The organism is Vibrio sp. FF266, from assembly GCF_041439695.1.
Lineage (GTDB): Bacteria > Pseudomonadota > Gammaproteobacteria > Enterobacterales > Vibrionaceae > Vibrio > Vibrio tasmaniensis_A.
In genome coordinates this window covers 1-21,327 of the sequence record NZ_JBGOOO010000029.1, presented here as the reverse complement: position 1 = coordinate 21,327, position 21,327 = coordinate 1, and the positions used below count along the sequence as shown (strand labels likewise).

The 21,327-nt window shown below is 43.7% G+C and carries 21 protein-coding genes and 1 riboswitch; of the genes, 16 read left to right on the top strand and 5 right to left on the bottom strand.

Features of this window, described 5'->3' with window-relative positions; genetic code table 11:
- Window positions 1–36: 36 nt before the first annotated feature.
- The 5 genes from ftsE to glpG all read left to right on the top strand — a co-directional run bounded on the left by ftsE (window position 37) and on the right by glpG (window position 4,364).
- Complete coding sequence (gene ftsE, locus ACED59_RS18265; RefSeq protein WP_009848236.1) at window positions 37–714, top strand: cell division ATP-binding protein FtsE; 678 nt, start codon at window positions 37–39, stop codon at window positions 712–714.
- The gene (ftsX, locus tag ACED59_RS18260) at window positions 701–1,669 is read left to right on the top strand and encodes a permease-like cell division protein FtsX (RefSeq protein ID WP_029223158.1); all 969 of its coding nucleotides are present in this window, start codon (window positions 701–703) and stop codon (window positions 1,667–1,669) included. Before ftsE ends, ftsX begins: the two co-directional genes overlap by 14 nt.
- 177 nt (window positions 1,670–1,846) lie before the next feature.
- The gene (gene rpoH / locus ACED59_RS18255; RefSeq protein WP_029223159.1) at window positions 1,847–2,704 is read left to right on the top strand and encodes an RNA polymerase sigma factor RpoH; all 858 of its coding nucleotides are present in this window, start codon (window positions 1,847–1,849) and stop codon (window positions 2,702–2,704) included.
- Window positions 2,705–3,145: 441 nt separating this feature from the next.
- Window positions 3,146–3,466 carry a thiosulfate sulfurtransferase GlpE gene (gene glpE / locus ACED59_RS18250; RefSeq protein ID WP_009848240.1) on the top strand — a complete coding sequence of 107 codons (321 nt, stop codon included), beginning with the start codon at window positions 3,146–3,148 and terminating at the stop codon, window positions 3,464–3,466.
- Window positions 3,467–3,521: 55 nt separating this feature from the next.
- Complete coding sequence (gene glpG / locus ACED59_RS18245) at window positions 3,522–4,364, top strand: rhomboid family intramembrane serine protease GlpG (protein ID WP_017063770.1); 843 nt, start codon at window positions 3,522–3,524, stop codon at window positions 4,362–4,364.
- Between the two features lie 87 nt (window positions 4,365–4,451).
- Here glpG and ACED59_RS18240 read toward each other — a convergent pair whose 3' ends face one another.
- On the bottom strand, window positions 4,452–4,859 hold the full coding sequence (locus ACED59_RS18240; protein WP_009848242.1) for a flagellar basal body-associated protein FliL: 408 nt from the start codon (window positions 4,857–4,859) through the stop codon (window positions 4,452–4,454).
- Between the two features lie 162 nt (window positions 4,860–5,021).
- Between ACED59_RS18240 and ACED59_RS18235 the strand changes: the two genes are divergently transcribed.
- On the top strand, window positions 5,022–5,564 hold the full coding sequence (locus ACED59_RS18235; RefSeq protein ID WP_162924288.1) for a chorismate lyase: 543 nt from the start codon (window positions 5,022–5,024) through the stop codon (window positions 5,562–5,564).
- Window positions 5,565–6,419 (top strand): 4-hydroxybenzoate octaprenyltransferase, encoded by an 855-nt coding sequence (gene ubiA, locus ACED59_RS18230; protein ID WP_017097111.1) that lies wholly within the window; start codon window positions 5,565–5,567, stop codon window positions 6,417–6,419.
- Between the two features lie 104 nt (window positions 6,420–6,523).
- Here ubiA and plsB read toward each other — a convergent pair whose 3' ends face one another.
- Window positions 6,524–8,947: a glycerol-3-phosphate 1-O-acyltransferase PlsB gene (gene plsB / locus ACED59_RS18225; RefSeq protein WP_009848247.1), complete on the bottom strand. Its 2,424-nt coding sequence runs from the start codon at window positions 8,945–8,947 to the stop codon at window positions 6,524–6,526.
- Window positions 8,948–9,166: 219 nt separating this feature from the next.
- On the opposite strand from plsB, the gene ACED59_RS18220 reads away from it, so the two are divergent.
- From ACED59_RS18220 to dinF, 4 genes are all read left to right on the top strand, one after another.
- Window positions 9,167–9,529 carry a diacylglycerol kinase gene (locus ACED59_RS18220; RefSeq protein WP_029223019.1) on the top strand — a complete coding sequence of 121 codons (363 nt, stop codon included), beginning with the start codon at window positions 9,167–9,169 and terminating at the stop codon, window positions 9,527–9,529.
- Between the two features lie 94 nt (window positions 9,530–9,623).
- A complete protein-coding gene (gene lexA / locus ACED59_RS18215) occupies window positions 9,624–10,244 on the top strand; it encodes a transcriptional repressor LexA (protein WP_009848249.1) in 621 nt (206 codons plus the stop codon).
- 97 nt (window positions 10,245–10,341) lie between these two features.
- Window positions 10,342–11,220: a class I SAM-dependent methyltransferase gene (locus ACED59_RS18210; RefSeq protein WP_009848250.1), complete on the top strand. Its 879-nt coding sequence runs from the start codon at window positions 10,342–10,344 to the stop codon at window positions 11,218–11,220.
- 141 nt (window positions 11,221–11,361) lie between these two features.
- Window positions 11,362–12,717, top strand: coding sequence for an MATE family efflux transporter DinF (gene dinF / locus ACED59_RS18205; protein ID WP_032499673.1), 1,356 nt, complete (start codon window positions 11,362–11,364; stop codon window positions 12,715–12,717).
- Window positions 12,718–12,823: 106 nt separating this feature from the next.
- Here dinF and sthA read toward each other — a convergent pair whose 3' ends face one another.
- A complete protein-coding gene (gene sthA / locus ACED59_RS18200; protein WP_009848252.1) occupies window positions 12,824–14,224 on the bottom strand; it encodes a Si-specific NAD(P)(+) transhydrogenase in 1,401 nt (466 codons plus the stop codon).
- A gap of 327 nt (window positions 14,225–14,551) precedes the next feature.
- Here sthA and fabR point away from each other — a divergent pair, with 327 nt between their 5' ends.
- Window positions 14,552–15,193, top strand: a complete 642-nt coding sequence (gene fabR, locus ACED59_RS18195) for an HTH-type transcriptional repressor FabR (protein ID WP_010438693.1) — start codon at window positions 14,552–14,554, stop codon at window positions 15,191–15,193.
- Entirely contained in the window at window positions 15,193–15,564 is a 372-nt protein-coding gene (locus tag ACED59_RS18190; RefSeq protein ID WP_004736696.1) for a YijD family membrane protein, read from the top strand. The genes fabR and ACED59_RS18190 overlap by 1 nt, the downstream gene beginning before the upstream one ends.
- A gap of 80 nt (window positions 15,565–15,644) precedes the next feature.
- Here ACED59_RS18190 and trmA read toward each other — a convergent pair whose 3' ends face one another.
- Entirely contained in the window at window positions 15,645–16,754 is a 1,110-nt protein-coding gene (gene trmA, locus ACED59_RS18185) for a tRNA (uridine(54)-C5)-methyltransferase TrmA (protein WP_009848254.1), read from the bottom strand.
- Between the two features lie 154 nt (window positions 16,755–16,908).
- Window positions 16,909–17,112: riboswitch (cobalamin riboswitch) on the top strand.
- Window positions 17,113–17,151: 39 nt separating this feature from the next.
- Here trmA and ACED59_RS18180 point away from each other — a divergent pair.
- The 3 genes from ACED59_RS18180 to murI are packed head-to-tail and all read left to right on the top strand — an operon-like array spanning window position 17,152 to window position 20,493.
- Window positions 17,152–18,912: a TonB-dependent receptor domain-containing protein gene (locus ACED59_RS18180; RefSeq protein WP_017097115.1), complete on the top strand. Its 1,761-nt coding sequence runs from the start codon at window positions 17,152–17,154 to the stop codon at window positions 18,910–18,912.
- Window positions 18,913–18,960: 48 nt separating this feature from the next.
- On the top strand, window positions 18,961–19,626 hold the full coding sequence (locus ACED59_RS18175; RefSeq protein WP_029223829.1) for an ATPase: 666 nt from the start codon (window positions 18,961–18,963) through the stop codon (window positions 19,624–19,626).
- 60 nt (window positions 19,627–19,686) lie between these two features.
- Window positions 19,687–20,493, top strand: a complete 807-nt coding sequence (gene murI / locus ACED59_RS18170; RefSeq protein ID WP_029223017.1) for a glutamate racemase — start codon at window positions 19,687–19,689, stop codon at window positions 20,491–20,493.
- On the opposite strand, the gene ACED59_RS18165 is transcribed toward murI, so the two are convergent.
- A complete protein-coding gene (locus ACED59_RS18165) occupies window positions 20,456–20,908 on the bottom strand; it encodes an RNA-binding protein (protein WP_017097116.1) in 453 nt (150 codons plus the stop codon). The two genes, murI and ACED59_RS18165, sit on opposite strands and share 38 nt — an antisense overlap.
- Between the last annotated feature and the right edge of the window lie 419 nt (window positions 20,909–21,327).

Genomic DNA, 21,327 nt, shown 5'->3' with positions numbered 1-21,327 from the left:
TAAATTTGATATGAGTGATCGTAAGAGGAATTTTCGGTGATCAAATTTCAGCAAGTGAGCAAAGCCTATCGAGGCGGACGACAAGCGCTCCAAAAAGTGGACTTTCATCTCAAACGAGGAGAGATGGCATTTTTAGGCGGGCACTCTGGTGCTGGTAAAAGTACCTTGCTGAAGTTGATCTGCGCGATAGAGCGCCCAACTGACGGACGTGTTTGGTTTAACGATCACGATATTACTCGTATCCCAGCCAAAGACATTCCCTTTTTACGCCGTAATATCGGGATTGTCTTTCAAGATCACCGCCTACTTATGGATCGCTCGATCTTCGATAACGTCGCTCTGCCTATGCGTATAGAATCTATTTCTGAAAACGAAATTAAACGTCGAGTCAGCGCCGCGTTGGACAAAACCGGTTTATTAGATAAAGCCCGTTGTTTGCCAAGCCAGCTCTCTGGAGGTGAACAACAACGGGTCGGTATTGCTCGCGCTGTGGTTAACCGTCCAACTCTGCTTTTAGCGGATGAACCAACTGGTAATCTAGATCCTGAACTATCGAGTCGTGTATTACGCTTGTTTGAAGAGTTCAACCGTGCGGGTGTCACGATCATGCTAGCGACGCACGATATCGGGTTAGTGAACACTCGCCCTCAATATCGTCATCTGGAATTAAACCAAGGCTTTTTGAGTGAGGTTGAAGATTATGGCCGCGAATAAGCGCATTAAGAAACCTCAATCCAATCGAGCAGCAAACCGGGCTTCAAGCGACGGTTTCTTTGTTGTTCATTGGAAACAAGCCAAGTCATCGTTCTCGCAAATGTGGCAGCGTCCGTTGGGTAACTTGCTGACGCTTGCGGTGATTTCAATGGCTTTAGCTATGCCCGCTTGTTTGTACCTATTGGGCAAGAACGTTGGTGAAGTGGCGCAAGATGTCACCAGCCCGTCACAAATTAGTGCCTATGTAGAGGATGGTATCCCTGAGCCGAGAGTCATGGTGCTTAAGGATGAAATTGAAAGTTGGGACCAAGTCGATCTGGTTGAGTACATTTCTCCGCAGCAAGGTCTTGAAGATCTTAGCCAGTATTCTGGTTTTGAGGACGCCCTAACTATCCTAGATGATTATTCATTGCCAGGTGTTTTGGTGATTACGCCAAGCGTACACAGCGACACGTTAATTAAAGAACTGGCAGGCAAGGTTAAGAAGCAAGAGTTAGTCACCGATGTTCGTTTAGATGAAGACTGGTTAGCTCGACTGGATGCTATCAAAGCACTTGCGGCTGTCATCGTGATTACCTTAACTGTGTTGATGCTGGGCGCAGTATTTCTGATTATCGGCAACACATTACGATTTAATGTGTTGGCGCATAAAGAAGAGATTCAAACCATGAAGCTGATTGGTGCTACCGACAGCTACATTCTTCGACCATACCTCTATGCTGGAATGTGGTTTGGTGTTTTAGGTTCGATTAGCGCGTGGGTAATGACGGCATTGATTACCGTATTACTGAACAGCGCAGTGGATGACTTGGCTCAGCTGTACGATAGCCACTTCCGCTTAATTGGCCTGAGTTGGGATGAATCTTTACTGCTTTTGATCGTCGGAACCTTGCTTGGTAGTGTAGCTGCGAAGCTTTCTGCACAGCGTCATCTAAAAGAAATTGAACCAGTTTAGGTGAATAGAGTCATATTTATACGAAAAATAGGCAGTTCTTAACCAGTTTTTGCCTTGTATAGACGAATTGATTATGCATAATTACTTCCCCCTCCTTGAAACCTGTTCATTTTAGGTTCAAGATTGTCGGGTTTTAATAGATGTATTACTCCAGATCAGAGATTGATGAGGAACCGAATGGCAAACCAAGCGTATCAAATGGCTTTAGTCACACAAGATAGTTTAGATAGCTATATCCGCTCAGCGAACAGTTACCCAATGCTGACGCCTGACGAGGAACGTGGACTTGCAGAGCGATTACATTACAAAGGTGAGATCGACGCTGCGAAAGGCTTGATCCTTTCACACCTACGATTCGTGGTGCACGTTGCAAGAGGCTACTCTGGCTACGGGCTGCCAATGGCTGATCTTGTCCAAGAAGGTAACATCGGCTTGATGAAGGCTGTTAAGCGCTTTAATCCAGAAGTTGGTGTCCGTCTAGTCTCTTTTGCTGTTCACTGGATCAAAGCTGAGATTCATGAATACGTATTGCGTAACTGGCGTATCGTTAAGATCGCAACGACTAAAGCACAGCGTAAATTGTTCTTTAACCTTCGTAAGTCTAAAAAGCGTTTAGGTTGGTTCAATAACGGTGAAGTTGAGACGGTTGCGCGTGAACTGGGTGTTGAGCCTTCAGAAGTTCGAGAAATGGAATCTCGTTTAGCGGCACAAGACGCGACGTTTGAAGCGCCTATGGACGACGACGACGGTGGTTCTGCTTACACAGCTCCAGTTTATTACCTAGAAGATAAAGCGTCAGACGTTGCTGAGACGGTTGAAGCAGCTAACTGGGAATCTCATACTAATAATCGCTTAGGTCTCGCATTGAAGAGCTTAGACGAGCGTAGTCAACACATTGTTCGCTCACGTTGGTTAGACGACAACAAAGCAACACTGCAAGACTTAGCGGATACCTATAGCATTTCTGCAGAGCGTGTCCGCCAGTTAGAAAAGAATGCGATGAAGAAATTGAAGCAAGCAGTTGGCGACTTCTAATAGCATTTAATTTTTAATAGTATTTGGTTTCTCATAGTAGCAAGCAAATAGCTTAATTTTGAAAAGGCCGAGATCGAGAGATCTCGGCCTTTTTGTTTTGGATCGATTTCTCAACTTTTGCGATCGAAATTTGCAAAATGATTTTGTGGATAACTCTGTGAGGAATTTATTCGTCAGCTGTCTAAAAGCAGGGTGTAGTAAGGCTTTGACAGGGTTTTTTGAGTGGGGATATGTTTCAGTTAACCCACAGTTAGATCAGGATCATTACTACATGTTGTGGATCTATTTTTAAAAAGGCACTTTATTCACGCAATTCACAGATTTATCCACAAATGGTGTAAAAGTGATCGCTGGTGGATAACCTTATTAAGTGGGTGTGATTGTTAGCCTTGGGATAGGTTACAATGGCAGCAAAGTAAATCAGTATAAAAAGAGAAAGTCATGGACCAGTTTAAACATATCGACGTTAAAGGCGCTCAAGCCCTTATTGAACAAAGTGAAGCTCGACTTGTCGATATACGAGATCCGCAATCTTTTGCGGTAGCCCATTCAGAAACCGCCTACCACCTGACTAACGATACAATGGTGTCGTTTATGGATGAGGTTGAGTTCGAACAGCCTATCTTAGTGATGTGTTACCACGGTATTAGTAGCCAAGGCGCGGCACAATATTTAGTGAACCAAGGCTTTGAAGAGGTATATAGTGTTGATGGCGGTTTCGAAGCTTGGCATCGTGCTGAACTTCCGGTGATTGCGGGTTAATAGCTTTATCACTTAAACGCTTCAAGCATCTCCATAGTATGAATAGGAAGTAACAATGATTAGATTGATGGTGTTAGACAACCCACGTCTTGCTCAAGCATTTATTGATTATATGGCCTCTCGTCAGATCCCTATTCAGATGTCTCCAGAGGGAGAAGGGCGTTTTGCTTTGTGGCTTCTTGATGGTCAATTTCAGGTTGAAACCGAAGCTGAGCTGAATCGTTTTCTTGCTGAACCCAATCATAAACGCTATCAAGCGGCGTCTTGGGATATGGCAGAAACCAGAAAGAGTAACTTTCATTATCACACCCCGAGCTTCATGGGCATGATCAAAGCAAAAGCAGGTCCTGTGACACTGAGCCTAATGTTGGTGTGTGTGGTGATTTTTGCGCTGCAACAGATTGGTTTTGGCCAAGCTATTTTCAATGCCCTGCATTTCCCAGCAGTTGATGGACAGCAATGGCAGCTGTGGCGTTGGTTGAGCCATGCTGTTCTGCATTTCTCTGTTATGCACATCGCATTCAATATTTTGTGGTGGTGGCAGCTAGGTGGGGACATTGAGAAAAAACTAGGTAGCCTCAAGCTACTTCAGATCTTTGCTGTCTCTTCTGCGCTTTCAGGTGCTGGTCAGTATTGGGTTGAAGGGGCGAACTTCGGTGGTTTGTCTGGTGTTGTGTATGCTTTGGTTGGTTACTTATGGGTTGTCGGTGCGAAGGCGCCACAACTTGGTTTAGGTATCCCAAGACAGATTGTCGGCTTTATGTTGGTGTGGTTAGTGCTTGGGTACATGCAACCATTCATGGCCATTGCAAACACCGCGCATTTAGCTGGCCTAGCCGCTGGTGTCATTATTGGCTTTATCGATGCGATGAAAGCACCGAGCTCGGCAAGAAGCTAACTCATTTTTTCTAGTGAGTAGCCAAACGATAGAGACAAAAAAGCGGCCAGATGAGCCGCTTTTTTATTGGGATTCGTTTTTACATCATTACTGATAAAGATATTTGGTAAACAATAAGTCAGCAATGAGAGTTTTACCTGTTTCAGGAAGTAAAATCTTATTGAGGTGCTCAACTAAGGACTTTCTCAAATCTTCACGACCGGATAGAGACTTAATTGTCTCTTCATTTTGTTTGCCGAGTAATTCAATCACCGCATCACGAATCAATGGCTGATGATGCTCAATGGCTTCTAAGTCATTACTATTTGCGACCATTATGTCGAGACGGACCTGAATATAGCCCAGTTTTTTACCTTTAGTGTAAAAATTGGTGGTGAGATCGGGCTCTAGCGTGAAGTAGGCTAGTTTGGGTGTCGATTCTTCTTCAGCGAAACTTGATGCTGAAAACAGTAGATTAATCGCAATAAATAGTTGGGCTACATAACGTTTGTGCATATTTGAGACTTTTCTTTAGTTTATTCGCGATATTCGAAACGCATTAGTCTTGTTACAATGAGCGGTCTAAATCTAAATACGTTTACAATTCGAAGGACGCTTTAATTTTATTCGAAAGTTGAAGCTTTATTGTACGTGTAAAGTCACCTATTGAATACTAGTATGAATCAGTCAATATCATTGTATCTAAATTCATTAATGAATGTAGATTGGCAAAGCACAGAAAAATTTAATTTTCCTAATGAAACCACCAAAGAGTGGCTTATGGAACAAGGATCGCTTTCCCGTAAGTTGGGCAAGTGCTGCAAGCACCTGTCTGTTGAGTTGCTTCATAATCAAGTTGTGGAACGATCAATTCTGCAACAGGACGAAGAACGCCTTTTATCATCACATGATTGCTTACTGCGTAAAGTGATTTTAAAGGGTGATGATGAGCCGTGGGTGTTAGGTCGAACCTTAATACCTCGAATTACCCTAGAAGATCATCAGCACTCTGACCTTTCTCAACAAGGGGATGTCCCGCTTGGATTAACGGTTTTCAGTGCTGAGAACGTGGAGCGAGATGCGCTTCAAGTCGGTTGGGTTATCGCTGGCGATGAGCGATTACTCGCGCGTCGTTCTCGATTATGGATGAATCATAAACCGATGCTTGTGGCCGAACTTTTTTTACCAACATCCCCCATTTACTCTAAGGAGAGTGTGTAAATGCTTGCCACCAAAGCGAAGGCGTACTGGCAATTGACGCGAATGAATCGCCCGATTGGTACTCTGTTACTCCTTTGGCCGACCTTGTGGTCGCTGATTATTGCTGCGAAAGGCATGCCTGATTTTGATGTCTTGGTTGTTTTCATACTCGGTGTGGTGTTAATGCGATCGGCTGGCTGTGTGATTAATGACTTTGCTGACCGTAAAGTTGATGGTCATGTCAAACGCACCAAGCAACGTCCATTACCTTCAGGTTTGGTTTCCAGCAAGGAAGCCATTGTGCTCTTTCTAGTGTTAGCTGTGGTTTCTTTTTTGTTGGTACTCACCATGAACCCGCTGACCATTAAGCTCTCTTTTATTGGGGTTGGTCTCGCGTTCATTTATCCTTTCATGAAGCGTTTTACACACCTTCCACAGTTGTTTCTCGGATTGGCTTTCAGTTGGGCAATACCAATGGCTTGGGCGGCGCAAACCAATGAACTGCCAAGCATTGTGTGGTTTATCTTCGTGATTAATGCGTTGTGGACGATAGCCTACGACACGCAATATGCGATGGTTGACCGAGATGATGACTTGGAGATTGGCATCAAGTCGACGGCTATTCTGTTTGGTCGTTTTGATAAGCTTATGGTTGGCGCGCTGCAGTTAGTTACACTGGCGATGTTGATTGCATTGGGCATGCACTACCAACTCGGTGATACTTTCTACTGGGCACTGTTAGTTTCGGGAAGCTTGTTCGTGTATCAACAGCATCTGATGCGTCACCGCGATCGAGACCTTTGCTTCCAAGCCTTCTTGAACAATAACTATGTTGGAATGGCGGTGACTGTAGGCTTGTTCATTACCTTCTGGTAAGCATCAACTTTACAAGTAAACGAACGCTAAAGAAAAAGGCACCCATTGGGTGCCTTTTTTGATCGTGTTCAGTCTAGTGATTAAAGTGAATGCTAACCAAGAGATTATTCTGCTTGGTGGATACTCTCTTGAATCGTCAAACGTACTTCAGGGTAAAGCATTGAGTAGAGAAGTTTAGCGAATTGCTGAGTCTTTTCTAAATCACAGTTACCATCGTTATCCAGATATTGCTGCTGTTTCAGAGTTGCGAACATCGACGCAAACACGCCTTTATCGAAGAACTCCGGTGCGTTGATACCTTGTAGGCGACCCAGTCGCTGTGCGATGTCTTGGCTCTTCTGCTCAAGGTCTGACTTATCTAGATCAGGATTCTCTGCCAATAGGTTCAGAGCAATTGAGTAGCGCTGGAGCGTTTCTGAAATCGTACGGCCTAGTAGCATCAGTGCTTGGCTGTTTGACTGGTTGATCGTTACTTGGTTGTTCGACACAACAAGCATGCCTTGACCGACTAGCTCATCAATGATGTTCGCAACCACGCTTTCAAGCTGATCTTCGTCGTAGCTTAAAAATAACTCTTTCTTTAAGAATGGGTAGATAGCTGCAACATTTTCTTGAATAGCGTCGATTGATAAACCGTGCTGACGAATGGTCATCTGAGCGATCAATGATGGCAATGCAAACAAGTGAATGATGTTATTACGATAGTAGGTCATCAGAATCGATTGGTGACGATCAAGCGAAATGATGTCGCCCATAGTGTCTGATTCAATTAAGAACTTGTTCAATGACTCTGCGTGTTTTACTAAGTCTTCAGCGCTGTCTTTAGGCACTGTGAATGTACCTGAATAAGGCACATTCTTAAGTAAAGACAGGTAGCAGTTGATCTGAGAAACCAAAGAGTCACGAGACAATGCGCGCTGTCTTGAAGCCAATAGTGCCGTTGCACAAAGAGTCAGGGCATTGGTCGCTGCCGCATCGTTAATGTGCGTCATCATTTTGGTTGCCAAGTCATTAACCACCGGGTTCATCCATTGTGGTTTGCTGGTTCCCATTGGGTCGATATCTTTAGTCCACTCAGGAGCATGTTCGTTCAGATATTGGTTAAGCTGAATTGGCTCACCGAAGTTCACGTAGCCTTTACCAAAGTTACGCAGCTTACGAATTGTACGAATCACTAGACTCGCGTTTTCTTTCTCTTTACGCTTACCACGAAGTTCTTTCGCGTAGGTCGCGACTTCCATTACGTGCTCATAGCCGATGTATACAGGAACCAAAGTCACCGGACGGTTCATGCCGCGCAGCATGGCTTGGATTGTCATCGCGAGCATGCCGGTTTTCGCCTGCAATAGACGACCTGTACGAGAGCGACCACCTTCACTGAAGTATTCTACCGAGTAACCTTTAGCGAATAATTCCGCTAGGTATTCGCGGAAAATAGTCGAGTACAATTTGTTGCCTTTGAAGCTACGACGAATAAAGAACGCACCACCATGACGGAAAATAGGGCCGGCAGGGAAGAAGTTCAGGTTGATACCTGCTGCGATGTGCGGAGGCACCATGCCTTCATGATAAAGTACATAAGAAAGCAGTAAGTAATCCATGTGACTACGATGACAAGGTACATAAACGATCTCGTGACCATCTTGAGCCAGCTTACGAACGGTTGAAGCGTTGCTAATATGCAGGCCTTGGTACAACTTATTCCACAACCAACCAAGAATCTTCTCACCGCGTTTAATCAGCGAGTAAGAGAAGTTAGCTGCGATCTCATCCATGATGTCTTGAGCTTCTTTGCTCGCTTTCTCTATGGAAATATTTTTTGATTCAGCTTCATCTTCTATCGCCTTTTTGATTGCTTCTGACTTTAGCAGGCGGTCGAACAGAGCTTGGCGGCTTGGTAGGTTTGGACCCGATGCTGCAAGCTTTTGACGAGAGAAGTGAATGCGTGCCACGCGCGCCAGTTTATGCGCGATGGTGCTGTCGGTACCGTGTGAGTTAGCCATGTATCGTAGAGATACCACTGGGCTAAAGCGAACCAGACAGTCACGACCTGCTAGCAATACAGCTTTCGATTTCTCTAAGCCGTTCATTGCTTGTAGGTAAGGCTTCTGGTTATTCTCTTTACCAGGTTTACGACCCCACAATACGGTGGCAGGGATAACTTGAACGTCGAGCTCAGAGTCTTCAGCATGCAGTGAAAGCAGTTCAGAGAAGACTTCAATTGATGAGCTTGGTACATAATCATCGTCTTGCAGTAGAGTTTTGCGAGAAGAGATAAAAACGTAGCGTTGCAGTGATTTGCCATTGATTTCAAGTTTGCTCAACGGATCAGGCAACCCTAGTTCAAGTGCATGTTTTTGCAATGTAAGAATGTCTACACTTGAGCGAAACGGTAAGGCGTATACAATCGGTTTGCTCAAATCAATGTTCAAATCCTCTACAGGGTTTGAAGGGATTGATGTGCTCTTTACCAATAGGGATAAAGGTAGCTTCATTAATGAACGTGAAAAAGATTGTCCAGAAGACATATAGGTTCACTGCCTCAATAGTTATTTCAATGTGCTCAAGCGTATCTCTATTTCTATAATGAGAGGATAAATCCTATGAGTGAAATAGGGATAAGCCTAGGCGTAAATTTAATCGATGCAAGAATACCAGAAACTGGTCTAACCTTTTAATGGAAATAGTCATATTGCCGTTAAGTTTGTGGAAAATCATTCATCGACTGATTGAGTATAGAGTTAAAAATGACCAAAAAATCAAACACCGGATTCAAACGTATCGTCAAAGCGGCGGGCTTTTCATGGCAAGGCATCACGAGCTCGTTTAAAAACGAGGCTGCATTTCGACAAGAAGTCTTTATGGCCGCAGTGCTTATTCCGTTGGCGTTCTACTTAGATGTAAACCAAGTTGAGCGAATCTTAATGATTTCAGCCGTCGTGTTGGTGATGGTTGTCGAGTTGATTAATACCGCGATTGAAGCGGTCGTTGACCGAATCGGTAGCGAACATCATGAGCTTTCTGGGATGGCGAAAGATGTTGGCTCAGCTGCCGTTTTTATCTGTTTAGTATTAGCTGGTTACGTGTGGTTAGAGATCTTATTTTTGTAATTCGCTAAAAATGAACTAAAAACAACCAATTGCTTTGCTTTTGTTCAGTTACTGGATATACTCACAGTCAACTGTATAAAAAGACAGGTGAATCATGAAGCCGTTAACGCCCCGCCAGCAACAAGTTTTTGACCTTATCAAAAGTAAGATCGAAGATTGCGGTATGCCACCGACTCGTGCAGAAATCGCACGTGAACTTGGCTTCCGCTCTGCAAATGCTGCAGAAGAACATTTGAAAGCTCTTGCTCGTAAAGAAGCGATTGAGATTATCCCGGGTGCGTCTCGCGGTATTCGTATTTTGCTTGAAGATGCAGCGAATGAAGAGCAAGGTTTACCATTAATCGGTCAGGTTGCCGCTGGCGAGCCTATTTTGGCTCAAGAGCATGTAGAAATGCATTACCAAGTTGACCCAGGTATGTTTAAGCCACAAGCTGACTTCTTACTTCGCGTAAATGGCGAAAGTATGAAAGACATCGGTATTATGGATGGCGATTTACTGGCCGTGCATAAAACACAAGACGTGCGTGATGGACAAGTTGTCGTGGCTCGTGTCGACGATGATGTAACGGTAAAACGCCTAGAGCGCAAAGGTTCTACCGTTCTGTTGCATGCTGAAAATGAAGAGTTTTCTCCAATTCACGTGGACTTAGAATCCCAACACTTGTCTATTGAAGGACTTGCAGTTGGTATTATTCGTAACACGGACTGGATGTAGTCAGTGCAAACAGCTTATTGATATTTACTCTCAATAACTTGTTATTGTAATTGATATTCATTATCATCTTCTTTGTCGAGATACAAGGAAGATGATGATGCCAAACCCAACCAAACCTCAAATGAAGCCGCTTATTCGTAAGTCGCACACCTATGATCAAAAGGCTTCTTCTGATCTCGGGTCAGCACATCAAGAATTCCAAGTACCGACGAATCTTGTTCAACACCTTTGGTTTCGCAGCCGCGAAAGTCTAGCCGATGACGGTCTTGTTTATGACCCTATTGCAGCACAAGCCTGCAAGCGTTGCCAACTCGCACCTGAATGCCTTACCGGCGAACTCGACCAACAACAACTCCTTTACGCGACACTGACTCAACTTTGTGACTCTCAAGTTCAACAGTTTTTATCTCATAACCCAGATGCTTGGATTATTAACGTAGGAGCAGGGCTTGATACCCGTTTCTACCGTTTAGATAACGGCCGCTGTCATTGGGTTGAGCTAGATGTAACCGAGAACCTAGTTTGGCGACAACGCCTGTTCCACAAGAATGAACGCTATCGTCTAGAGTGTGGCTCGGTGGATGACCTGACTTGGTTGGATGAACTTAATATTCCAGAACAAGCTTCGGTGATGGTGGTGTGTGAACATGCTCTGTTGGATTGCAATGAACAACAGACGGCGAACTTTATTCAATCTTTGAGCCGTTATTTTACCCACGCACATGCGTGTTTAGTGTTAGCTGGAGATAAAAGCTCTAGTGCACTGGGGCAAAAGCTCGGTTCTGGAAAATACGCACATGGCTTATCTTCTCCGATAGACAGCGTCCTTAATTGGCTGCCATGGGCTCAGTGGGTAAAAGCGTTTTCTCCACTTGACCAGCAGTGTAATCGTTGGAAATTGTGGCAGCGACTTCTTTGTAAAATCTCTCAGGTCAAAAAGCGTTTAACGCCGCAGTTAGTGCTTGTTAAGTGGTAGTGCTAGCGGTTCTGTTGGCAGGTATCTGAATACTTGCCTCGTTATAGCTATTCGTTATCGATAAAAGGCAAGCGCCTCCCCACACCATAGTGAAAGCCCACTCACTAGGTTAAACTATCGCCTCTAATCTAAGAGGTGATCGTGAAGTTATTTAATCCCCAAACTATTTTTCAAACGTTATCCAATCAGGCGATGCACAAAAAAGTGCTGTTACTCGCGATCCCGATGGTTCTTTCTAATATTACGGTTCCACTGTTGGGCTTAGTCGATGCTGCGGTTATCGGTCACTTAGAGCATTCTTGGTATTTAGGTGGTGTGGCGCTGGGTGGCACAATGATCAGCGTGACCTTTTGGCTGCTCGGTTTCTTACGAATGTCGACGACGGGACTGGCCGCGCAATCTTATGGGGCTAACGATGGCAAGCAACTTGGTTTAGTCTTTGTGCAAGGCGTGACCATGGCACTAGGGTTTGCTGGTTTCTTCTTGCTATTGCATAGCTTTGTTGCTGATGCGGTTTTCTCTCTGAGTAGTGCCAGTGACCAAGTGAAACACTATGGTCAGCAATATTTCTCTATCCGAGCATGGAGTGCGCCTGCTGCGTTGACTAACTTTGTGCTGTTAGGTTGGTTACTCGGAACCCAAAATGCCAAAGCACCCATGTGGATGGTGATCATTACTAATATCACCAACATCGTTTTAGATATCGTATTTGTGATTGGCCTCGGCTGGCAAGTGGAAGGCGCAGCATTGGCATCTGTAATGGCTGATTATGCCGGTTTAACATTTGGCCTGATTTGTGTTTACCGAATCTGGGTGAAGAAGCAGTTACCATCGCCATGGGAGCTGCTTAAGAAAACCAGCCAAGGTTTGAGTCGTTTCGTAAAACTGAATCGCGATATCTTCCTTCGTTCACTATGCCTACAAGCGACTTTCACTTTCATGACCTTCCAAGGTGCAAGCTTTGGTGATGATGTTGTTGCGGCCAATGCAGTGTTGATGAGTTTCTTGATGATCATCTCTTATGGGATGGATGGTTTTGCTTACGCAATGGAAGCGATGGTCGGTAAAGCGATAGGCGCGAAAGATAAAGATGAATTAAATCAGTCGTTGATTGGTACCTTTTTCTGGAGCTTCAATATTTGTTTGGTTCTAACCATAGTGTTCGCGATCGCTGGGTCTAATCTAATTAATATGATCACCACCATCCCAGATGTAAAAAGCCAAGCTGAGGTGTATCTGCCTTGGTTGATCGCAATGCCACTGGTTTCAATGTGGTGCTTCTTGCTGGACGGTATCTTCGTGGGCGCAACCAAAGGCAAAGATATGCGTAACAGTATGTTTGTTGCGACCTGCAGTTTCTTCGTAATTTTCTACTTAGCATCAGGTTTTGATAACCATGCGCTGTGGCTAGCAATGTTGAGCTTTATGGCGATGCGTGGGATTGGTCTTGGTGTTTTATTTGTTTCTCAGTGGAAGAAAGGAGAGTTTCTCGCTTAGCTTGCATAGCTTAGTTCAGGGAACAAAAAATAAAAACAGCAAGCTCATGGCTTGCTGTTTATGTATTTGGCCTACAGGTGGTCAAATAGTCCTGTTGGTTCTTTGTTTAGAACAAACGGTTAAGTCCGTTAAGCGCTGCGACGCGATACGCCTCGGCCATCGTCGGATAGTTAAAGGTAGTATTCACAAAGTATTCGATGGTGTTGGCTTCACCTTTTTGTTCCATGATCGCCTGACCAATGTGAATGATTTCAGCGGCACGTTCACCAAACACGTGGATACCTAAAATCTCTTTAGTTTCACGATGGAAAAGTATCTTCAAGCTACCAATATCTTTACCTGCAATTTGAGCGCGAGCTAAGTGCTTGAATGAAGAACGTCCCACTTCATACGGTACTTTAGCTGCAGTAAGCTCTTGCTCGGTTTTACCGACAGAGCTGATCTCAGGAATGGTGTAGATACCTGTTGGGATGTCTTCGATAAGGTGTCGTTCTGCTTCACCTTTCACCACGGCTTGGGCCACAAATCGACCTTGGTCATAAGCAGCACTTGCTAGGCTAGGATACCCAATCACATCACCGACAGCGTAAACATGTTCAACACTGGTTTGGTAGTTGCTGTTGACTGATACTTGTCCACGAGAGTCCGCTTCTAAGCCAACCGCACCAAGGTTCAGTTTATCAGTATTACCCGTTCGACCATTGGCATACAGTAGGCAATCGGCACGCATTTTTTTACCTGACTCTAGATGAATGATTACACCATCATCTGTTCCTTCAATTTTCTCAAAGGTCTCATCGTTACGAATAACAACACCACTGTTCCAGAAGTGGTAAGAAAGTGCATCTGAGGTTTCGTTATCTAAGAAGGACAACAGGCGATCGCGAGTATTAATGAGATCGGTTTTAACGCCTAAACCGCGAAATATAGAGGCATATTCACAGCCGATAACACCAGCACCATAGATGATGATGTGTTGTGGGTCGTGTTTCAGAGAAAGAATCGAATCACTGTCGTAGACACGTTCATGCATGAAGTCGACGTTGTCTGGCTGATAAGGACGAGAACCTGTCGCGATAACAAATTTGTCTGCGCTGTAGTGTTCTTCAGTACCGTCGCTTTGCATTACGGAGATCGTGTGGGTATCGATAAAACGTGCAGTACCGAAGACTAACGTGCATTGGTTGCGATCGTAGAAACCTTGGCGCAAGCGAGTCTGTTTGTCGATGACCGATTTAGCATGCCCCAGAATATTGGAAAATGTTGAGTGGATACTTTTATTGTTCTGACAAAACAGAGGGTTACTGTTGAATTCAATAATACGACTTACGGCATGACGCAGTGCTTTGGAAGGAATAGTCCCCCAGTGGGTACAACCACCACCAACGCTGCTCTCTTTTTCAATGATAGCAACGTTCAACCCGGCTTTGGTTAATCCCATCGCTGCCCCTTCTCCTCCGGGGCCACTACCAATTACGATTACATCAAAGTGGTTGGAGTGCGACATAGATATCTTCCTTGTTATATTTGATTAACATTGCTTTAGCGAGATTTTAACTGATTCTGTTCTTGGGTACATGAAAAGGGCATCAGAGAGTCGGTGAGATCACGTCATGCTACTGAAAAAATAATATTTGGTATGTCGTATGTCTCCAAATGACGGTGCGGATATTGAAATGTTTTCTTTGAACGTATTTACTTCGATACGTGAACAAAGAGGTGTGTTTAGTGTCTTATATAACCAGAGTGCCTTATATAAGTAAGTGATTCGCGTTATATTGAATAGAGTATTAGACATGCCTGTTTAGGCTGTAAAAGAAGATGTTGATAAAGTATGAAACCAATGGGCATTCGCGCACAGCAAAAAGAAAAGACTCGTCGTAGCTTAATCGATGCGGCATTTAGCCAACTCAGTGCCGATCGTAGTTTTTCTAATCTAAGCTTGAGAGAAGTCGCTCGTGAGGCTGGAATAGCTCCGACTTCCTTTTATCGCCATTTCAAAGACATGGATGAGCTTGGCTTAACCATGGTCGATGAAGGTGGCTTATTGTTGCGTCAGTTGATGCGTCAAGCTAGGCAACGCATAGTAAAAGAAGGCAGCGTGATTCGCACATCGGTTGAAACCTTTATGGAATTCATTGAAAGCAGCCCAAACGTATTCAGACTGTTATTGCGGGAGCGCTCAGGAACTTCATTTGAGTTTCGTGCAGCGGTAGCTCGTGAGATACAGCATTTCTCTGCTGAGTTAACCGAATATTTAATCACAACAGGAATGACAAGAGACGAAGCTTTTACTCAAGCGGAAGCCTCCGTCATCTTGGTTTTTAACTCAGGGGCAGAAGCATTAGATTTAGATCGACGTCAGCGAGATGAATTGGCTGAGCGTTTGATCATGCAATTGCGAATGATGGCCAAAGGAGCTTTTTGGTATCGTAAAGAACGTGAACGTAACCGATTAAAAGGCGGGATTGAATAATGTCGAATGAAAATAATACTGTAAACCGTGGTTCTGAAAGAAAGACACTCGTACTTGCTGTTGTAGCAGGTGTGTGTGGTGATGCACTGTTATCTTGGGTAACAATGAGCGAAGTGGGCTTCTCTATTTTCCCGCTGATTGCTTTAGTGTTGGCTGTACAAGCGCTATACCAAGAATACCTAACAAATCCAGTATCTGAAGATATTCCGTTAGTGGGTTTAGCTTGTTTCTTTGTAGGTGCATTTGGCCACTCGGCTTTTGTGAAAGCACAACACCCTGATGCAGGTTCAAACTTCTTTGCGATTATCGTCGCGATGCTACTGCTCGCTTGGGTAGGTAAGAAGCTAGGCTTTATCGGTAAAACCGCTTAAACCAATCTATAAATAAAAAAACGAGCCAATTGGCTCGTTTTTTTGTATCTGCTGCTTAGCTTCGACTTAGAGAGCGAGGTTTACGCTTTACGCTCTAGGAACACACCTGCTTCCATATGGTGCGTGTATGGGAACTGGTCAAATAGAGCAAAACGAGTGATATCGTGTGTTTCGCTTAGAATGTCTAGGTTCTCTTTCAATGTCTCAGGGTTACAAGAGATGTACATGATGCGCTCGTAGCCTTGAACCATCTTACAAGTATCAACATCCATACCTGAACGCGGTGGATCAACAAAGATAGTGTTGCAGTTGTAGCTCTTAAGATCGATGTTCGCTTGCTGTAGACGACGGAATTCACGCTTGCCTTCCATTGCTACGGTAAAATCTTCCGCAGACATGCGGATGATCTGAACATTTTCAATCTTGTTGGCTGCGATGTTGTATTGCGCAGATTCTACTGACGGCTTCGCTAGTTCTGTTGCCAGTACACGTTCGAAGTTCTGTGCCAATGCTAGTGAGAAGTTACCGTTACCACAGTAAAGTTCAAGCAAGTCGCCTTTGCTGTCTTGAGTACAGTCGACTGCCCACTCCAACATTTTCTCTGCTACTTTACCGTTTGGTTGAGTAAAGCTGTTCTCAACTTGCTGGTAGATGTAGCTATCACCATTCACATCTAGCTTTTCAATAACGTAGTCGCGGTCCAGCACGATTTTCATCTTACGCGCACGGCCGATCAGGTTTAGGTTAAAACCTTCATCGTTTAATTGCTGCTTAAGTGCTTTAGCATCTTGAATCCACTGCTCACCTAATTGGCGGTGGTAAAGCAGTGACACCAAAATCTCGCCGCTTAATGTAGAAAGGAAGTCTACTTGGAATAGTTTGTGGCGTAGAGAGTGGTTGTCCTTCATTGCATCCGTTAATAGAGGCATTAGGTCGTTGATCAGGCGGCTAGCCGCTGGGAATTGGTCGACACGGTATTTTTCTTTAGTTTCTTGATTGAACATGACGTAATACATATCGTCACCTTCATGCCACACGCGGAACTCTGCACGCATACGGTAGTGTTGTTCTGGAGATTCATACACTTCCAGCTCAGGCACATTATATTCTGAGAACATTTCAGTAAGACGCTCAGTCTTTTCTGCCAGTTGTTCTTGGTAGCGTTGCGGGTTTACTTCTAAATTCGCCATTGTTATGCCTTTTGCTATCGTGCTTTTAAATCAAGAGCGCAGATTTTATTCAATCACAGGCGCTTGTCCAGTGTTGAGAGCCATTCAGTTTAAATAGACGACGAAAACTATAGCTTATAACTATCTTAGACTAGACAAATGATTCATAGGTCAATACTATTTCCGGCAAGCTGGTGCCATGTGGATGTATAGATGGCTGAAGAGGGAATCTGGTGAAAATCCAGAACTGACGCGCAGCGGTAAGAGAGAACGAGTATTCAAAGACACTGCAAATAGCATTTTGTGGGAAGTCGAATATTAGGTAACCATAAGGTTGTGCTCTTGAGTCCGAATACCTGCCAGCGGCCAAACCATAAAATGTGGTTTGGTAGGACTTTACGCGATTTAGGATCACAACATGAACAAATCCATTTTAGCGGTTGCTGTAGCATCGCTGCTTTCACCTATCTCCAATTTACACGCACAAGAAGCATCTGCTGACGAAACCATGGTCGTTACGGCTAACCGTTTTGAGCAAAGCACTCAAAGTACAACGTTACCTGTTGTAGTTGTTACTCGAGCAGAGATTGAAGCGATTCAAGCTAATGATATTTACGAAGTACTACGTCGTTTACCTGGTATTCAGGTAGCGAGCAACGGCGGCTACGGACAAAAGCAGAGTGTTTTTGTTAGAGGTACTAACTCTGACCACATCTTAGTACTGATTGATGGCGTAAAAACAGCAAGTGCAACATCAGGAGGAGCAAATTTTGCTGCTATTCCACTAGTTGGTGTTCAGCGCATTGAGTTTGTGCGTGGTCCTCGAGCTGCAATTTATGGAGCCGATGCGATTGGTGGTGTAATTAATATTATTACAGACACATCAAGTTCAGAAGCAAAAGTTAGCGTAGGGTTTGGATCTGATTCATACAAAAAAGGCAGTGTGGCAGTGTCTGGTAATATTACAGACTCGACAAGTGGTTCTGTAGCTGTAAAGCGAGCAGAGACTGATGGGTTTTCTGTTCAAAACTCAGCAGGTGATCAAGACGCAGATGGACATGAAGTGACTGAGCTAGCACTTGCGATAACTCATAAGCTGAATGACGAGTTTAAGCTTAAGTTTAATTCTACTTACTCGGATGGTGAAACAGAGTACGATCCGAAAAATGCTACAAAAGATCAGACACTTTACAGTGCAATTGGCCGTCTTAGTTATACTGGAGAAACGTTGTCGAGCAACTTTTCTTTAAGTAAAGCTCAAGATTCTAGTAAAGATTATTACTACAAAAGTACTTATCAAACGGACCACCAGGCCGTTGCTTTCACAAATTTATTCACTGTGAACAATGAAGTTTCTATTGGTGCGGGCCTTGATTGGTCTAAAGATGACGTATCAGAGTCCTCAAAAGACTATGCCGAGAAATCTCGCACGAATAACTCGCTATATGTTAGTGGCTTTTATGACAACCAAGCCGTACAAGCTGAATTAGCTTTACGCGGTGACGATAACCAACGCTACGGCAAGAATACTACATGGCAAGCGGGTTTAGGATATTGGTTAGCAGCTAATTATCGCGTGACGGCTAATGCTGGTACGGCATTTAAAGCACCGACATTTAATCAACTATATTGGCCGGGCTCAGGTGTCCCAACGCTGAAACCTGAAGAGTCAAAAAACTATGAAGTCGCGTTCGAAGCCCATCAATCATTGGTTGATTGGAGAGTATCGGCTTACAAAAATGATATTAAAAACATGATAGTTGGATGGCCATCAAAAAACATTGGTGTCGCTGAAATTAAAGGCTTAGAACTATCGGGAGAATTCGATACAGGAAGTTTTTCTCACCAAGTTAGCCTTGACTTTATGGACCCGACAGATAAAAGCGATGGTTCTCAACTTTTACGTAGAGCGAAACAAAATGCTAAGTGGAACGTGACGTATTTTGCGGACAACTGGCAGGCGGACTTGAGTTATTTATATCAAGGTAAACGTATGGATAGCGGCAATGCTGAGTTAGATGAGTACTCGCTAGTAGATATAGCTGCGAGCTACTTTGTGACGGATCATTTCACAATGAGAGGGCGTATTGCTAACCTTTTTGATAAAGATTACACGTTAGCCAAAGGGTATGAAACACAAGAAAGAAGTTTCTTTATAAACGCTGACTACCAGTTCTAATTAACAACTAAACCGCCTTCGGGCGGTTTTTTCTTATTGGATATATCAATGAAAAAGAAAGTCGTCATAAGTTGGTCGTCAGGTAAAGACTCTACGTTAACGTTAGAGCGGCTACTTGAAAGCACCGAGTATGAAGTTGTTGCTCTGTATACTACGTATGTTGGAGATGAAGTTCCTTTCCAGGTAACTCCTATTGAGGTAGTTGCAATGCAAGCTCGATTGGTCGGTTTACCATTAATCATGATTGAGCTACCGGAAGTCTTCCCAAGTAATGAGGTTTACCAAAGTACGATTGTCTCGGCACTTAAAGATTCTAGCTTATCAATCGATGCGGTCGCGTTTGGAGATATGTTCTGTAATGGCATTGCCGATTACCGAAGAAGTTATATAGAGCCAGCTGGTTGGGAGTGTGTGTTTCCCTTAATGGGAGAGAGCAGTCAGGCACTTGCGAGTGAAATAATAGAGAGAGGAATCGAAACCTTTCTCGTCACGGTCGATACCGATGTATTAGACATGAGCTATTGCGGGAAAGAATACACGCTTGAGCTAATCGGCAGTTTACCGAGTCACGTCGACCCATGCGGCGAAGATGGTGAGTTTCATACTTTAGTCACGTCAGCGCCATGCTTTAAAGGAAAGCTTAACATAGAGCTGGAAAATGTAGAGCAGGGTGAGCGCTTTGTGCATCAACGCTACCGAGCCTGCATTATGTAGAGTGATGATTGGCGAAAACTAAGTGAAGGGGTATCATTGCAACGGAACTTATTACAGGTAATGGTTGTGTCGGAAAGCATACAAAAAAACATATTGATCTTTGATTCTGGAGTTGGCGGCCTGTCCGTATATAAAGAGATAAGCCAGTTACTACCGAATCATAACTATACTTATGTATTCGATAACGAGGCTTACCCATACGGTGAGCTAGACCAGCAAGTCCTTATCCACAGAGTTCAAAGCATCGTCGCCAGTTTTGTGGCTAGCCACGCTATTGATATTGTGGTGATAGCCTGCAATACAGCAAGTACAATTGTGTTGCCTACACTAAGGGCAAATAACCCAATCCCTATTGTCGGGGTTGTTCCGGCAATCAAACCAGCATCCCTACTTGCCAATAAAGCCGTTGGTCTTATTGCGACACCCGCAACGATTACTCGTGAATACACACACGAGCTCATCAAAAACTTCTCTAGTAATAAAAGAGTTGAGCTTTTAGGTTCGACTCAGCTGGTGGATATGGCCGAAGATAAACTAAGAGGTGAGGCGATTAACCTTGAAGAGCTACGGCAAATCCTTCAACCAATGATCAACACAATTGATGTGGCTGTTTTAGGGTGCACTCATTTTCCACTGATCAAATCAGAGATTCAGCAAGTGCTAGGTAAAAACGTGATGTTGATTGATTCAGGTAAGGCTATTGCTAAGCGGGTTCAAGATTTATTGGATTTAGAGAGCAGCACTGAAGAAGGGGGAGTGCGTGAGGCTTTTTGTAGTGCACTTCCTAAAAAAGAAAGTGCACTAAATAGTATGCTGAAGCAGTTAGGGTTTAGCTCAGCTCAGCTTCGTCCGTTTCTGGATGTTTAGGATCGTTTGCAACGCGTACTTTTAAAGTACGTTGCATGTAATCTTTATCGTTAAGTTCTGAAATAGCATGATTCACATCATTACTTGCCATAACAACAAATCCAAAACCTCTTCTTTTACCAGTACGTTTGTCTTTCATTAAACGTACAGCAAATACTTCACCATATTCAGAGAACAATTCACGTACATGTGATTCATTCGCTTTGTATGGAAGGTTACCCACATAAAGTGTTTTTGTTGAAGCCTTAGGTTCTGACTCTGATTTTGAGTTGGTGCTTGAAAAATTAACAACAAAAGCGGAAGCCAAGACACCAAGGATAAAGGTAATTGCAGGCGATATATCTACCTGAGAGAAAACAATGCCGCCCAATACAGCTAGCGCGACAATTAACAACATCAATTTTTTTGAGTTCATATCGGAATACTACATATTAATAAACGAAATATACGCATCTACCATTAACAAAATAGACACATGAATCTTACGTTCATGGCTTCCATTTTGCCAATGTATTGCTGTGATACGTCTCAAATGTTTAGTTTTTATTCGAAAAATGCGGATCTGGTGGCTTTTTAGGCGAACAAAACTTTTATTTAAAAAAGCTCTTGTGCTCTATATCGAACTCTCTATAATGCCGCCTCACCGACAAGGAGTGAGACGAAAGTCACGCTGCGAAATCGGTAGAGAATAAGAGTTTGAAAATAACCCTTGACTCTCTAAGTGGTGCAGGTATAGTACGCACCCCTAGCGACTGAGATGTAAGTCACAAAACGCTAGCGCTCTTTAACAATTTAAACCTATCAATCTGTGTGGGCACTCGTTGATGAATATCA